This is a genomic window from Xanthomarina arctica, assembly GCF_014638915.1.
Taxonomy (GTDB): domain Bacteria; phylum Bacteroidota; class Bacteroidia; order Flavobacteriales; family Flavobacteriaceae; genus Xanthomarina; species Xanthomarina arctica.
In genome coordinates this window covers 1,413,270-1,425,963 of sequence record NZ_BMFQ01000001.1, presented here as the reverse complement: position 1 = coordinate 1,425,963, position 12,694 = coordinate 1,413,270, and the positions used below count along the sequence as shown (strand labels likewise).

General features: G+C 33.0%; 21 protein-coding genes. All 21 read right to left on the bottom strand.

The features are described from left to right. Window positions 1–126 precede the first annotated feature (126 nt). The gene (gene eno / locus IEV77_RS06235; RefSeq protein WP_188462860.1) at window positions 127–1,419 is read right to left on the bottom strand and encodes a phosphopyruvate hydratase; all 1,293 of its coding nucleotides are present in this window, start codon (window positions 1,417–1,419) and stop codon (window positions 127–129) included. Between the two features lie 81 nt (window positions 1,420–1,500). Continuing rightward, the gene (carA, locus tag IEV77_RS06230; RefSeq protein WP_188462858.1) at window positions 1,501–2,604 is read right to left on the bottom strand and encodes a glutamine-hydrolyzing carbamoyl-phosphate synthase small subunit; all 1,104 of its coding nucleotides are present in this window, start codon (window positions 2,602–2,604) and stop codon (window positions 1,501–1,503) included. A gap of 146 nt (window positions 2,605–2,750) precedes the next feature. Further along, window positions 2,751–3,449: a hypothetical protein gene (locus IEV77_RS06225; protein ID WP_188462856.1), complete on the bottom strand. Its 699-nt coding sequence runs from the start codon at window positions 3,447–3,449 to the stop codon at window positions 2,751–2,753. Window positions 3,450–3,540: 91 nt separating this feature from the next. After that, window positions 3,541–4,020: a 50S ribosomal protein L17 gene (gene rplQ, locus IEV77_RS06220; RefSeq protein WP_188462854.1), complete on the bottom strand. Its 480-nt coding sequence runs from the start codon at window positions 4,018–4,020 to the stop codon at window positions 3,541–3,543. A gap of 135 nt (window positions 4,021–4,155) precedes the next feature. Continuing rightward, window positions 4,156–5,148 (bottom strand): DNA-directed RNA polymerase subunit alpha, encoded by a 993-nt coding sequence (locus tag IEV77_RS06215; protein WP_188462852.1) that lies wholly within the window; start codon window positions 5,146–5,148, stop codon window positions 4,156–4,158. A 93-nt stretch (window positions 5,149–5,241) separates the two neighbouring features. Further along, window positions 5,242–5,847, bottom strand: coding sequence for a 30S ribosomal protein S4 (gene rpsD, locus IEV77_RS06210; protein WP_188462850.1), 606 nt, complete (start codon window positions 5,845–5,847; stop codon window positions 5,242–5,244). 171 nt (window positions 5,848–6,018) lie between these two features. After that, window positions 6,019–6,402: a 30S ribosomal protein S11 gene (rpsK, locus tag IEV77_RS06205; RefSeq protein WP_104735704.1), complete on the bottom strand. Its 384-nt coding sequence runs from the start codon at window positions 6,400–6,402 to the stop codon at window positions 6,019–6,021. Between the two features lie 99 nt (window positions 6,403–6,501). Beyond that, window positions 6,502–6,876, bottom strand: coding sequence for a 30S ribosomal protein S13 (rpsM, locus tag IEV77_RS06200; RefSeq protein ID WP_188462848.1), 375 nt, complete (start codon window positions 6,874–6,876; stop codon window positions 6,502–6,504). Between the two features lie 2 nt (window positions 6,877–6,878). Then, complete coding sequence (gene ykgO / locus IEV77_RS06195; protein ID WP_013305171.1) at window positions 6,879–6,995, bottom strand: type B 50S ribosomal protein L36; 117 nt, start codon at window positions 6,993–6,995, stop codon at window positions 6,879–6,881. A gap of 4 nt (window positions 6,996–6,999) precedes the next feature. Beyond that, complete coding sequence (infA, locus tag IEV77_RS06190; protein ID WP_007094967.1) at window positions 7,000–7,215, bottom strand: translation initiation factor IF-1; 216 nt, start codon at window positions 7,213–7,215, stop codon at window positions 7,000–7,002. A gap of 10 nt (window positions 7,216–7,225) precedes the next feature. Beyond that, window positions 7,226–8,569, bottom strand: coding sequence for a preprotein translocase subunit SecY (secY, locus tag IEV77_RS06185; RefSeq protein WP_188462846.1), 1,344 nt, complete (start codon window positions 8,567–8,569; stop codon window positions 7,226–7,228). Window positions 8,570–8,583: 14 nt separating this feature from the next. Beyond that, window positions 8,584–9,036 (bottom strand): 50S ribosomal protein L15, encoded by a 453-nt coding sequence (gene rplO, locus IEV77_RS06180; protein ID WP_188462844.1) that lies wholly within the window; start codon window positions 9,034–9,036, stop codon window positions 8,584–8,586. Between the two features lie 16 nt (window positions 9,037–9,052). After that, entirely contained in the window at window positions 9,053–9,232 is a 180-nt protein-coding gene (gene rpmD / locus IEV77_RS06175; protein WP_188462843.1) for a 50S ribosomal protein L30, read from the bottom strand. Between the two features lie 12 nt (window positions 9,233–9,244). After that, window positions 9,245–9,769 carry a 30S ribosomal protein S5 gene (rpsE, locus tag IEV77_RS06170; RefSeq protein WP_188462841.1) on the bottom strand — a complete coding sequence of 175 codons (525 nt, stop codon included), beginning with the start codon at window positions 9,767–9,769 and terminating at the stop codon, window positions 9,245–9,247. Window positions 9,770–9,775: 6 nt separating this feature from the next. Next, the gene (gene rplR / locus IEV77_RS06165) at window positions 9,776–10,132 is read right to left on the bottom strand and encodes a 50S ribosomal protein L18 (RefSeq protein ID WP_188462839.1); all 357 of its coding nucleotides are present in this window, start codon (window positions 10,130–10,132) and stop codon (window positions 9,776–9,778) included. A 10-nt stretch (window positions 10,133–10,142) separates the two neighbouring features. Beyond that, complete coding sequence (rplF, locus tag IEV77_RS06160) at window positions 10,143–10,685, bottom strand: 50S ribosomal protein L6 (RefSeq protein ID WP_188462837.1); 543 nt, start codon at window positions 10,683–10,685, stop codon at window positions 10,143–10,145. Between the two features lie 17 nt (window positions 10,686–10,702). Then, entirely contained in the window at window positions 10,703–11,101 is a 399-nt protein-coding gene (gene rpsH, locus IEV77_RS06155) for a 30S ribosomal protein S8 (RefSeq protein ID WP_188462835.1), read from the bottom strand. Window positions 11,102–11,174: 73 nt separating this feature from the next. Next, complete coding sequence (gene rpsN / locus IEV77_RS06150) at window positions 11,175–11,444, bottom strand: 30S ribosomal protein S14 (protein WP_188462833.1); 270 nt, start codon at window positions 11,442–11,444, stop codon at window positions 11,175–11,177. A 3-nt stretch (window positions 11,445–11,447) separates the two neighbouring features. Next, complete coding sequence (rplE, locus tag IEV77_RS06145) at window positions 11,448–11,999, bottom strand: 50S ribosomal protein L5 (RefSeq protein WP_188462831.1); 552 nt, start codon at window positions 11,997–11,999, stop codon at window positions 11,448–11,450. 2 nt (window positions 12,000–12,001) lie between these two features. Further along, window positions 12,002–12,313 (bottom strand): 50S ribosomal protein L24, encoded by a 312-nt coding sequence (gene rplX / locus IEV77_RS06140; protein WP_188462829.1) that lies wholly within the window; start codon window positions 12,311–12,313, stop codon window positions 12,002–12,004. 11 nt (window positions 12,314–12,324) lie between these two features. Next, window positions 12,325–12,693 carry a 50S ribosomal protein L14 gene (rplN, locus tag IEV77_RS06135; RefSeq protein WP_007650464.1) on the bottom strand — a complete coding sequence of 123 codons (369 nt, stop codon included), beginning with the start codon at window positions 12,691–12,693 and terminating at the stop codon, window positions 12,325–12,327. Window position 12,694 lies beyond the last annotated feature (1 nt).

Below are 12,694 nucleotides of genomic sequence, written 5' to 3'. Positions count from 1 at the left end.
AAATAACGATTAATAAAGTACTTAACAAAGGTTTTACTAATTAAAACATTAGAAAAATTGATAGTAAAAAAGAAAGCGATTATCTGTTGACAGATAATCGCTTTCTAATTATAATATTCTAAACTTTTACTTAATCTTAAATGCCTTTTTTCCGGGAAAATAACCTACTTCCCCTAATTCTTCTTCAATACGTAATAACTGATTGTATTTAGACATTCTATCACTTCTTGACGCAGAACCTGTTTTTATTTGTCCGCAATTTAATGCAACGGCTAAATCGGCTATGGTATTATCTTCTGTTTCTCCAGAACGGTGTGACATCACTGAAGTATAACCTGCATTATGAGCCATATTGACTGCCGCAATGGTTTCAGTTAATGTACCAATTTGGTTTACTTTAATTAAAATGGAGTTGGCAATATTATTTTCAATTCCTCTAGACAAGCGTTCAACGTTTGTAACAAATAGGTCATCTCCTACTAGCTGAACAGAATCGCCAATTTTTTCGGTTAAATACTCCCAGCCTTCCCAGTCATTTTCATCCATCCCATCTTCAATAGAAATAATCGGATACTTAGAAGCCAAATCAGCTAAATAATCGGCTTGTTCCTTACTTGTTCTTATAAGACCTTTATCGCCTTCAAATTTGGTGTAATCGTACTTACCATTCACATAGAATTCTGCAGCAGCACAATCTAAAGCAATCATTATATCATCGCCTAAAGTGTAACCTGCGTTTTCAACCGCAATTTTAATAGTGTCTAGAGCATCTTCAGTACCTCCTGCTAGGTTTGGTGCAAAACCACCTTCATCTCCAACTGAAGTACTTAAACCTCTATCGTGTAATACATTTTTTAAATGGTGAAAAATTTCGGTCCCCATTTGCATGGCTTGAGTAAAATTTTTGGCTTTCACAGGCATAATCATAAATTCCTGAAAAGCGATAGGTGCATCACTATGTGACCCTCCATTTATAATATTCATCATTGGAACTGGAAGTGTGTTTGCACTTACGCCTCCAACATACCTATATAATGGCATGCCAAGTTCGTTAGCTGCCGCCTTTGCTGCTGCCAAGGAAACTCCCAAAATAGCATTAGCTCCTAATTTAGATTTGTTTTTGGTACCATCTAAATCAATCATCGTTTTATCGATTAGATTTTGTTCAAAAACAGAAGTTCCAAGTAGCTCTTGAGCTATAATTAAATTAATATTTTCAACGGCTTTTAAAACACCTTTACCCATATAGGCTTTTCCTCCATCACGTAACTCTACAGCTTCGTGTTCTCCAGTAGAAGCTCCTGACGGAACAGCGGCTCTTCCCATAATGCCATTTTCTGTAACCACATCTACTTCTACAGTAGGATTACCTCTTGAATCGAATATTTGTCTAGCGCGTATATTAATAATAATGCTCATGATGAATAATTTAAATTTTATTAAACAATATTTTACTTACTTAAAAACCTCAATGAAGTAAGACTGCATTGAGGTTTTTAATTACTTATTTTTTATATTTTCTATAAACTGATCAAACAAATACGAAGAATCGTGTGGCCCAGGGCTTGCTTCAGGGTGATATTGAACTGAAAAACAATTCTTATTTTTCATTCGAATTCCAGCAACTGTATGGTCGTTTAAATGTACATGTGTAATTTCTATATCTGGATGATTTTCCGCTTCTTCTCTATTAATAGCAAAACCATGATTTTGTGACGTAATCTCCCCTTTTCCTGTAACTAAGTTTTTTACTGGATGATTAATGCCTCTATGTCCATGGTGCATCTTATAAGTAGAAATTCCGTTGGCCAAAGCAATTACTTGATGTCCTAAACAAATTCCAAATAAAGGTAGATTTTTTTCAATAATTTCTTTAGCAAGTTTTTGCGCCTCTACTAAAGGCTCAGGATCTCCAGGTCCATTAGATAAAAAATAGCCATCTGGATTGAATGCCTCCATTTCGTTGAAGGTAGCATTGTATGGAAACACTTTAATATAAGCGTCTCTTTTTGCTAAATTTCTAAGAATGTTGGTTTTAATTCCAATATCTAAAGCTGCAATTTTATATGTGGCGTTTTCATCACCAAAAAAATAAGGCTCGTTTGTAGAAACTTTTGAGGCCAGCTCTAATCCATTCATATCTGGCACTTCTGATAACTGTTTTTTTAAATCTTCAATATTATCAACTTCAGTAGAAATAACGGCATTCATGGCGCCATGTTCCCTAATATAACTAACCAGGGCTCTAGTATCAACATCAGATATACCAAACAAATTGTTTTTGTTCAAAAAATCTTCTAAAGAACCATCTGCTGCATCTCGCGAATAATCGAAGCTGAAATTTTTACAGATTAACCCTGAAATTTTTATAGATTGAGATTCTACCTCGTCAACATTAGTACCATAATTACCTATATGAGCATTGGTAGTGACCATTAATTGACCAAAATAGGAAGGATCTGTAAATATTTCTTGATAGCCAGTCATTCCTGTATTAAAACAGACCTCGCCAAAAGCTGTGCCACTTTTCCCTATGGTTTTCCCATGAAAAATGGTTCCGTCTGCTAATAAAACTATGGCTTTCTCTCTTTTGTTGTATTTCATGATTTAAAAAGTTTTGCAAAATTGCATAAAAAAAAGGATAAACTAAAATGTTTATCCTCTTTTATGATTTATTTATTATGAATCCTCATTAAAATAGCGAATTATAAAATGTAGTTAATTCAATCAAATCTAAAAACATTTAATACTTAAAGTGTATTATAATATTCTAGTATTTTTTTAAGCTCATTAATTTCCTTGAAACTTAATTTGTTTTCCTTAGCATATTCTTTAACAAGGTCTCTTTTATCCGCATCTAAGGTTTTTAAGATAGATGACTTTTTAAGTTGAATAAATTTAAGATTCTCACCATCTGTAGTGTAGTAATACTTTTCCTTAACTATCATCTCATCATCAGTTGTTTTCTGGTGAGTTAATGGATTGACTACGCCTTCCTTAATACCAATTTCAAACTTTCTTAAAATGATAACAGAATTAGTAACTACTAATTCTTCGAAATAAGAATTTCTTTGAAATTCATTATCTAAATAACGTTTAAACGTTCTATTATGAATAACAATTTTATCAATATTCTTAGGATTAAAAGCAAGAATAGAGTCTTCAGAAAATTTAGCTTCAAAACGTTCTAATCTGACATTGTAATTTAAATTGTTGAATTTATAAGCTCTATTGTCTGCACTATAAATTAACGCACTACTAGATGTCCATGAATCAAATAAATAAGGAGATCCTTTTAAATTAGTATTCGCTTCAGAATTTTTAACCCAGATTCCATTACCGGTGAATGAACTAGAATTTCCATAACTACCTCCAGAGATGTTACTACCTGCTTGGGAGAAGGTGAAATTAACAGTTAAGGCGAATAATATTACTAAATATTTGTTCATAGTTTCCAATTTTTAAGTTGCAAATATAAAAAAAGGATGGACTTAATAAGACCATCCTTTGTATATTAACATAAATTAACAAAAACTTTAACTATTCCTCTTCGTTAGTAGTTTTAGTTTCTGTTGCAGGAGCAGTTGTTTCAGTAGTTTTAGAACCACCTCTTCTACTTCTTCTAGTTGTTTTCTTAGGCGATTTATCAGCATTGTAAATTTCATTGTAATCTACAAGTTCAATCATTGCCATATCAGCGTTATCACCTAAACGATTTCCAAGTTTAATAATTCTTGTATATCCACCTGGTCTATCACCTATTTTAGCAGCAACATCTCTAAATAATTCTGCAACAGCCTCTTTTTGTCTTAAACGAGCCATAACAATACGTCTGTTATGAGTAGTGTCTAGCTTAGATTTAGTTATTAAAGGCTCAATGAATTGTTTTAAAGCTTTTGCTTTAGCTACAGTTGTGTTAATACGTTTGTGCTCTATTAAAGAACAACCCATATTAGCTAACATTGATTTTCTGTGAGCTGTTTTTCTACCTAAGTGGTTAATTTTTTTTCCGTGTCTCATGACATTTTAAATTTGGACTTCATCTTGCTACCAGATCCATCAGGAGAGCAAATTATGAGTCGTTAATAATTATTTATTTTGAAAAATACTATAAAATTCGAAATCGTAAATAAAAAATCTACAACTTAAAATCCCTTAGTCTTTATCTAATTTATATTTTGAAAGATCCATTCCAAAGTTCAAACCTTTAACATTAACAAGCTCTTCTAGCTCAGTTAAAGATTTTTTACCGAAGTTACGGAACTTCATTAAATCGTTTTTATTAAAAGAAACTAGATCACCTAATGTATCTACTTCCGCTGCTTTTAAACAGTTAAGAGCACGAACAGATAGATCCATATCAACTAATTTAGTTTTCAATAGTTGTCTCATATGAAGAGATTCTTCATCATAAGTTTCTGTTTGAGCAATCTCATCAGCTTCTAAAGTAATTCTCTCATCTGAGAACAACATGAAGTGGTGAATTAATGTTTTAGCTGCTTCAGTTAAAGCATCTTGTGGAGAAATTGATCCATCTGTAATGATTTCGAAAACTAATTTTTCATAATCAGTTTTTTGTTCAACACGATAGTTTTCAATACTATACTTCACATTTTTAATAGGTGTGTAAATTGAATCTGTAAAGATAGTTCCTATTGGTGCTGAAGCTTTTTTATTTTCTTCTGCTGGAACATAACCTCTACCTTTTTCAATTGTAATTTCCATATTAACATTCACTTTAGGATCTAAATTACAGATTACTAATTCTGAATTTAATACTTGGAATCCTGAAATAAATTTTTGAAAATCACCAGCTGTAATTTGATTTTGTCCTGAAATAGATATTGAAACAGACTCGCTGTCAACATCTTCTATTTGTCTTTTAAAACGTACTTGTTTTAAATTTAAAATAATTTCAGTAACATCTTCAACTACTCCCGGAATAGTGGAAAATTCGTGATCTACACCTTCAATTCTTACTGAAGTTACTGCAAATCCTTCTAAAGAAGAAAGTAAAACTCTTCTTAGTGCATTTCCAACTGTTAAACCATAACCAGGTTCTAAAGGACGAAATTCAAATTTCCCTTCAAAATCGGTTGAATCGATCATGATTACTTTATCGGGCTTTTGAAAATTAAATACTGCCATATTTTCTTCGTTTTAATTGTTATTTAGTTGCGCGATTTAAAAGTTTGAAGAAGTCTAATAAACCCTTTGGCCAAATACCAATATGATTATTTATTATTTAGAATATAATTCTACGATGAATTGTTCGTTAATGTTTTCTGGAATTTGAAGTCTAGCAGGAACAGAAACATAAGTTCCTTGCTTTAATTCTGTATTCCAAGTAATCCATTCGAAAACTTGACTTGAATTTGATAAAGATCTATCAATAGCATCAAGTGATTTAGATTTTTCTCTTACAGCAACAACATCACCAGCTTTTAACTGATAAGAAGGAATATTTACTAATTCTCCGTTTACTGTAATGTGTCTGTGAGAAACTAATTGTCTTGCGCCACTTCTAGAAGGAGAAACTCCCATTCTATAAACAACGTTGTCTAATCTAGACTCACAAAGTTGTAACAACACTTCCCCTGTAATTCCAGGAGCAGCAGTTGCTTTCTTAAACATGTTTCTGAATTGTTTTTCTAATACACCATAAGTATATTTTGCTTTTTGCTTTTCCATTAACTGGATAGCATATTCAGATTTCTTTCCACGACGCTTGTTTGCACCATGTTGACCTGGAGGGTAGTTTCTTTTTTCAAAAGATTTGTCTTCTCCGTAGATAGCTTCGCCAAATTTACGAGCTATTTTAGTTTTAGGACCAGTATATCTTGCCATTTTAAATTTTGTTATGAGAGTGATTATGAATTAAGGTCTTAATCTTATCCTTCGATAACCGTTAATCTCTCGTTGATACTTGTTTATAATTTTTCAGTTTGCAAATTTACGCATAAAAAATTAATATCAACCATTAAAAACAGTTGATATTAATTTGATATTAAGAATAAATTATACTCTTCTACGTTTTGGAGGACGACATCCATTATGTGGTAATGGTGTAACATCGATAATCTCTGTTACTTCAATTCCAGCATTGTGGATAGAACGGATAGCAGATTCTCTACCATTTCCCGGACCTTTAACGTAAACTTTCACTTTCTTTAAACCTGCTTCTTGAGCAACACCAGCTGCATCTTCAGCTGCTAATTGTGCTGCATAAGGGGTGTTCTTTTTAGAACCTCTAAATCCCATTTTACCAGCAGAAGACCATGAAATAACGTCTCCTTTTTTGTTTGTAAGCGAAATAATAATGTTATTAAAAGATGCTGTTACGTGAGCTTCACCAACTGCATCAACAATAACTTTACGCTTTTTAGTACTTGACTTTGCCATAAAATTTTAGTTTCTAGTAATAGTTTAAAGTCGCTAGAATCCTAAACCGTTAAATTTCAAACAGATTCTTTCCAACGTCTAAAGACTAAAGACTAATTGTTATTTAGTTGCCATTTTTTTGTTAGCAACAGTTTTTCTTCTACCTTTTCTAGTTCTAGAGTTGTTCTTAGTACGTTGTCCTCTTAAAGGAAGACCTGATCTATGACGAATACCTCTGTAACATCCAATATCCATTAATCGCTTAATGTTTAATTGAATTTCAGAACGTAGTTCACCTTCAATAGTAAAAGAACCAACAGCTTCACGAATATTACTTATTTCGTCGTCTGTCCAGTCTTGAACTTTTGTACTTTCATCTACTTTAGCTTCTGCTAAAATCTCTTTTGATCTACTTTTACCTATTCCATAGATATAAGTTAAGGAGATTACTCCTCTCTTGTTTTTTGGTATGTCTACACCTGCAATTCTTGCCATAACTACCCTTGTCTTTGTTTGAATCTAGGATTCTTTTTGTTAATTACGTAAAGTCTACCTTTTCTACGCACGATTTTACAATCTGCACTTCTCTTTTTAACTGATGCTCTTACTTTCATCGTATTAGTATCTATAAGTTATTCTAGCCTTAGTTAAATCATAAGGACTCATTTCTAATTTTACTTTGTCTCCTGGTAATAATTTTATGTAATGCATACGCATTTTACCAGATATATGCGCTGTCACAATGTGACCATTTTCTAGTTCAACACGGAACATAGCATTAGATAATGCTTCAATAATTGTTCCATCTTGTTCTATTGCTGCTTGTTTTGCCATAGTTATAATATTAAGCTATTGCTTTTCTATTTTTACCAGTTTTCATCAAGCCATCGTAATGTCTATTTAACAAGTAAGAATTTACTTGTTGCATAGTATCTATTGCAACTCCAACCATAATTAATAGTGAAGTTCCACCAAAAAACAATGCCCATCCTGTTTGCACATTCATTAGCTTTACTATAATGGCTGGGAACACAGCTATTAATGCTAAGAATATAGATCCTGGCAATGTAATTTGCGACATAATTTTATCTAGATATTCTGAAGTTTCAGAACCTGGACGAATTCCAGGAATAAAACCACCACTACGTTTTAGATCGTCTGCCATTTTATTTGTTGGTACTGTAATTGCCGTATAAAAGTATGTGAATACAATAATTAGCAAAGCAAAAGTAACATTATACCAAAAACCAAACATATCTGAATAGTTTGTTTGCATCCATGCACCTGCACTAGTATCCTTCAATAAATTACTTCCTATTAAACTTGGAACAAACATAATTGCTTGTGCAAAGATAATTGGCATTACACCAGAAGCATTTAACTTTAATGGTAAAAACTGTCTAGATCCCATTACGTTTTTCTCGTAACCTCCAGAAGCAGTTCTTCTTGCATATTGCACAGCAATTTTTCTAACTCCCATTACTAACATAATTGAAGCAAAAATAATTACTAACCAAATTACTAATTCAAAAAGAATTAACATCACGTTATTCCCTTCTAATCTAGATGAGGCATTTTGCAAGAATGCCTTTGGCAATGTTGCAATAATTCCAACCATAATCAATATAGAGATTCCGTTACCAATACCTTTATCGGTAATTTTTTCTCCTAACCACATGGCAAAAATAGTACCTGTAACTAAAATAACAATAGATGAGAAATAGAATACACCACCAGTACCTAATAAAAAGGCACTTTGTGGAATACCAAATGCAGTAGGTAAACTAGCTAAATATCCTGGTGCTTGCACCAAACAGATAGCAATGGTTAACCAACGTGTAATTTGTGTAATCTTCTTTTGTCCACTAGCTCCTTCTTTCTGCAATTTCTGTAAATAAGGAATTGCTATTCCCATTAACTGAACCACAATAGAGGCAGAGATATAAGGCATAATTCCTAAAGCAAAAACAGAAGCATTGGCAAAAGCCCCTCCAGTAAATGCATTTAATAAACCTAATAACCCACCTTCTGTGTTGCTTTGTAAATTCTCTAGTTGACTAGCGTCAATTCCTGGTAAAACCACTTGTGCGCCAAAACGATAAACCAATAACAGACCAAGTGTTAAAATGATCCTGTTTCTTAATTCCTCTATTTTCCAAACATTCTTTAGTGTCTCTATAAATTTCATGCGCTTGTTTGTGATTATAAAGTTACAGTTTCTCCTCCTGCAGCTTCAATCGCAGCTTTTGCTGAAGCGGTAAACTTATGAGCAGATACTTTTAGTTTAGATTTTAATTCTCCTCTTCCTAAAATTTTAACTAGTTCATTCTTTCTAGCTAATCTTAAAGAAACAAGTGTTTCAAAATCTAAAGTATCCTTAATTTTCTTTTCGTCTACTAATTTTTGTAAAGTATCAAGGTTAATTCCTTGGTGCTCTATTCTATTAATATTAGTAAAGCCAAACTTAGGTACACGTCTTTGAAGAGGCATTTGCCCACCTTCAAATCCAAGTTTCTTAGAATAACCAGAACGAGATTTTTGTCCGTTATGACCTCTAGATGCAGTACCACCTTTTCCAGAACCTTGACCACGCCCTAAACGTTTTCCTTGACTTTTAACTGAACCTTCTGCAGGTTTTAAATTACTTAAATCCATTTTTCAGTGTTATATTTTAAGCTTCTTCAACAGAAACTAAATGTGAAACTTTAGCAACCATACCAAGAATACTTGGAGTGGCATCGTGCTCTATTACTTGCCCAATCTTTTTAAGACCAAGAGCTTCAAGAGTTCTTTTTTGTCTTAAAGTACGATTGATTGCGCTTTTAACTTTTTTTACTTTTATTTTTGCCATCGTTTTCTTGTATTATCCTTTAAAAACTTTATCTAACGATATACCTCTTTCACGTGCAATTGTACCTGCATTTCTTAGTTGCAATAAAGCATCAAAAGTAGCTTTTACTACGTTATGAGGATTTGAAGAACCTTGTGATTTAGATAATACATCGTGAATTCCAACTGCTTCCAATACTGTTCTCACAGCACCACCAGCAATAACACCGGTACCTGGAGCTGCAGGAATAATATTTACTCTTGCTCCACCAAATTTACCTTTTTGTTCGTGCGGTAAAGATCTTTTTACTAAAGGAATACGTACTAAATTTTTCTTAGCATCTTCAATAGCTTTCGCTATTGCACTTGCAACGTCTTTAGACTTCCCTAAACCGTGACCTACAACACCTGCTTCGTCTCCAACAACAACAATTGCTGAAAAACCAAATGCTCTACCACCTTTAGTTACTTTTGTAACTCTCTGTACACCAACTAAACGATCTTTAAGATCTAATCCACTTGGTTTTACTAACTCTGCGCTTTTGTATTTCTGATACATAATTTCTTAGAATTTAAGTCCTGCTTCTCTAGCTCCTTCGGCTAATGATTTTACTCTTCCGTGGTATTGGTATCCACCTCTATCAAAAGAGATAGTATCTACACCTGCCTTAAGGGCTTTTTCAGCTACTGCTTTCCCAACTAAACCAGCTATTTCTGATTTAGTTCCTTTTGCAGAACTAATGTCTTTATCTCTAGAAGATGCTGCACTGATAGTTTTACCAGATACGTCATCTATAACTTGAGCATATATTTCGTTATTACTTCTAAAAACAGATAATCTTGGTCTAGCTTCAGTACCTGAAACTGTTTTACGAATTCTGCTTTTAATTCTTAATCGTTTTTCGTTCTTTGTTAATGCCATAACTTAATTATTAAGCTGATTTACCTGCTTTTCTTCTTAATACTTCTCCTACAAATTTAACCCCTTTACCTTTATAAGGCTCTGGTGGTCTAAATCCACGGATCTTAGCAGCTACTTGACCAACTAATTGTTTGTCTTTTGAAGTTAATTTTATAATTGGATTTTTTCCTTTATCAGAAACTGTCTCCACTGTTACTTCAGAAGCAATATCTAAAACTATGTTGTGAGAAAATCCTAACGCTAATTCTAATTTTTGTCCTTGGTTTGATGCTCTATAACCAACACCTACCAATTCTAATTGTTTTGTCCATCCTGTAGATACACCTTTAATCATATTATTGATTAGGGATCTATAAAGTCCATGTTTTGCTTTGTGAACTTTAGTGTCTGAAGGACGCTCAACAAATACATTTCCGTCTTCAACTTTAACTGTTACATCAGAAAATTCTTGGGTTAATTCACCTAGGTTTCCTTTTACTGTAATTATGTTATCGTTAATATCAACTGTAATTCCTGCTGGAATTTCTACTGGGTTATTACCTATTCTTGACATTTCTTATTCGCTTTTAATTAGTAAACGTAACAAAGTACTTCGCCACCTATATTTGCTCTTTGTGCTTGCTTTCCTGTCATTACTCCGTGAGAAGTAGAAACGATTGCAATACCAAGACCATTTAAAATTCTAGGTAGTTCTTTTGAACTTGCATACTTACGTAAACCTGGTTTACTTATTCTTTGGATTTTTTTAATTACAGGCTCTTTGGTCTCTTTATTGTACTTAAGGGCAATTTTGATTGTTCCTTGTACTGAGTCATCCTCGAATTTGTAGCTTAAAATATATCCTTGTTCGAATAATATTTTAGTAATTTCCTTTTTCAAATTAGAAGCTGGAATTTCAACCACTCTGTGATTTGCTCTTACAGCATTTCTAACTCTAGTTAGATAATCCGCAATTGGATCTGTATTCATAGTTATTAAATTTCGGAATTGGTTTTTAACATTATTGTTAAACCTAATTCCAGTTTATAATTAATTTTTAATATTACCAGCTAGCTTTTCTAACTCCTGGTATTAAACCTTGGTTAGCCATTTCTCTGAACATAACACGAGAAAGACCAAAAGTTCTCATATACCCTTTAGGTCTACCTGTTAGTTTACAACGGTTGTGCATACGTACAGGAGAAGCATTTTTAGGTAACTTTTGTAATCCTTCGAAATCTCCAGCTTCTTTTAAAGCTTTACGTTTCTCAGCATACTTTGCTACTGTTTTTGCTCTCTTTACCTCACGGGCTTTCATTGATTCTTTAGCCATATCTTAATTCTTTTGAAAAGGTAATCCTAATTCTGTTAATAATGATTTTGCTTCCTTATCAGTTGCAGCTGTAGTTACAAATGTAATATCCATTCCTGAAATTTTGTTTACCTTATCGATATCAATTTCTGGAAAGATAATTTGCTCAGTAATTCCTAAGTTGTAATTTCCTCTACCATCAAAACCAGTTGCTTTAATTCCATTAAAGTCTCTAACTCGAGGTAATGCTGAAGTAATTAAACGGTCTAAAAATTCGTACATTCTTTCTCCACGTAAAGTTACTTTAGCGCCAATTGGCATTCCTTTACGTAATTTGAATGATGCAACATCTTTCTTAGAGATAGTTGCAATTGTTTTCTGTCCAGTTATAGTTGTTAATTCTTCCACTGCGTGGTCGATTAACTTTTTATCAGCAACTGCTGCTCCAACTCCTTTAGATAATACTATCTTTTGAAGTTTAGGCACCATCATGATGTTTTTATAACCAAATTCGTCTGTAAGAGCAGCAGTTACTCTGCTTTTGTACTCTTCTTTAAGTCTAGGTGTATATGCCATAACTATATTACTTCATTAGATTTTTTTGAAAATCTTACTTTTTTATCGCCTTCCATTCTATAACCAACTCTTGTAGTTTCTCCTTTTGAAGTTACTAATGATAAGTTAGAAATTTGAATAGCAGCTTCTTTTTCTACGATTCCACCTTGAGGATTCTGTGCACTTGGTTTAGTATGTTTCTTCACCATGTTTACAGCCTCAACGATCGCTTTGTTCTTATCTGTTAATACTCTAAGTACTTTACCTTCTGAACCTTTATGGTCTCCAGCTATTACTTTTACGGTATCTCCTGATTTAATTTTAAGCTTTGTCATTTTATTTTGCATTAAAGCACTTCAGGTGCTAATGATACAATTTTCATGAATTGTTTATCACGAAGTTCTCTTGCAACAGGACCAAATACACGTGTTCCTCTCATTTCACCCGTTGGGTTTAATAAAACACATGCGTTGTCGTCAAATCTAATATAAGATCCGTCTGGTCTTCTTACTTCTTTTCTTGTACGTACTACAACTGCAGTAGAAACAGCACCTTTTTTAATGTTTCCATTAGGTGTTGCATCTTTAACTGTAACAACAATTTTGTCTCCTACAGATGCGTATCTTCTTTTGGTACCACCTAGAACACGTATGGTTAATACTTCTTTTGCTCCAGTGTTATCAGCTACTTTTAATCTTGATTCTGTTTGTATCATA

Coding starts and splice junctions, on each gene's coding strand:
- eno (WP_188462860.1), bottom strand. CDS start 1,419: ATGAGCATTATTATTAATATACGCGCTAGACAAATATTCGATTCAAGA.
- carA (WP_188462858.1), bottom strand. CDS start 2,604: ATGAAATACAACAAAAGAGAGAAAGCCATAGTTTTATTAGCAGACGGA.
- IEV77_RS06225 (WP_188462856.1), bottom strand. CDS start 3,449: ATGAACAAATATTTAGTAATATTATTCGCCTTAACTGTTAATTTCACC.
- rplQ (WP_188462854.1), bottom strand. CDS start 4,020: ATGAGACACGGAAAAAAAATTAACCACTTAGGTAGAAAAACAGCTCAC.
- IEV77_RS06215 (WP_188462852.1), bottom strand. CDS start 5,148: ATGGCAGTATTTAATTTTCAAAAGCCCGATAAAGTAATCATGATCGAT.
- rpsD (WP_188462850.1), bottom strand. CDS start 5,847: ATGGCAAGATATACTGGTCCTAAAACTAAAATAGCTCGTAAATTTGGC.
- rpsK (WP_104735704.1), bottom strand. CDS start 6,402: ATGGCAAAGTCAAGTACTAAAAAGCGTAAAGTTATTGTTGATGCAGTT.
- rpsM (WP_188462848.1), bottom strand. CDS start 6,876: ATGGCAAGAATTGCAGGTGTAGACATACCAAAAAACAAGAGAGGAGTA.
- ykgO (WP_013305171.1), bottom strand. CDS start 6,995: ATGAAAGTAAGAGCATCAGTTAAAAAGAGAAGTGCAGATTGTAAAATC.
- infA (WP_007094967.1), bottom strand. CDS start 7,215: ATGGCAAAACAAGCAGCAATAGAACAAGATGGAACAATTATTGAAGCA.
- secY (WP_188462846.1), bottom strand. CDS start 8,569: ATGAAATTTATAGAGACACTAAAGAATGTTTGGAAAATAGAGGAATTA.
- rplO (WP_188462844.1), bottom strand. CDS start 9,036: ATGGATTTAAGTAATTTAAAACCTGCAGAAGGTTCAGTTAAAAGTCAA.
- rpmD (WP_188462843.1), bottom strand. CDS start 9,232: ATGGCAAAAATAAAAGTAAAAAAAGTTAAAAGCGCAATCAATCGTACT.
- rpsE (WP_188462841.1), bottom strand. CDS start 9,769: ATGTATCAGAAATACAAAAGCGCAGAGTTAGTAAAACCAAGTGGATTA.
- rplR (WP_188462839.1), bottom strand. CDS start 10,132: ATGGCATTAACAAAGAACGAAAAACGATTAAGAATTAAAAGCAGAATT.
- rplF (WP_188462837.1), bottom strand. CDS start 10,685: ATGTCAAGAATAGGTAATAACCCAGTAGAAATTCCAGCAGGAATTACA.
- rpsH (WP_188462835.1), bottom strand. CDS start 11,101: ATGAATACAGATCCAATTGCGGATTATCTAACTAGAGTTAGAAATGCT.
- rpsN (WP_188462833.1), bottom strand. CDS start 11,444: ATGGCTAAAGAATCAATGAAAGCCCGTGAGGTAAAGAGAGCAAAAACA.
- rplE (WP_188462831.1), bottom strand. CDS start 11,999: ATGGCATATACACCTAGACTTAAAGAAGAGTACAAAAGCAGAGTAACT.
- rplX (WP_188462829.1), bottom strand. CDS start 12,313: ATGACAAAGCTTAAAATTAAATCAGGAGATACCGTAAAAGTAATAGCT.
- rplN (WP_007650464.1), bottom strand. CDS start 12,693: ATGATACAAACAGAATCAAGATTAAAAGTAGCTGATAACACTGGAGCA.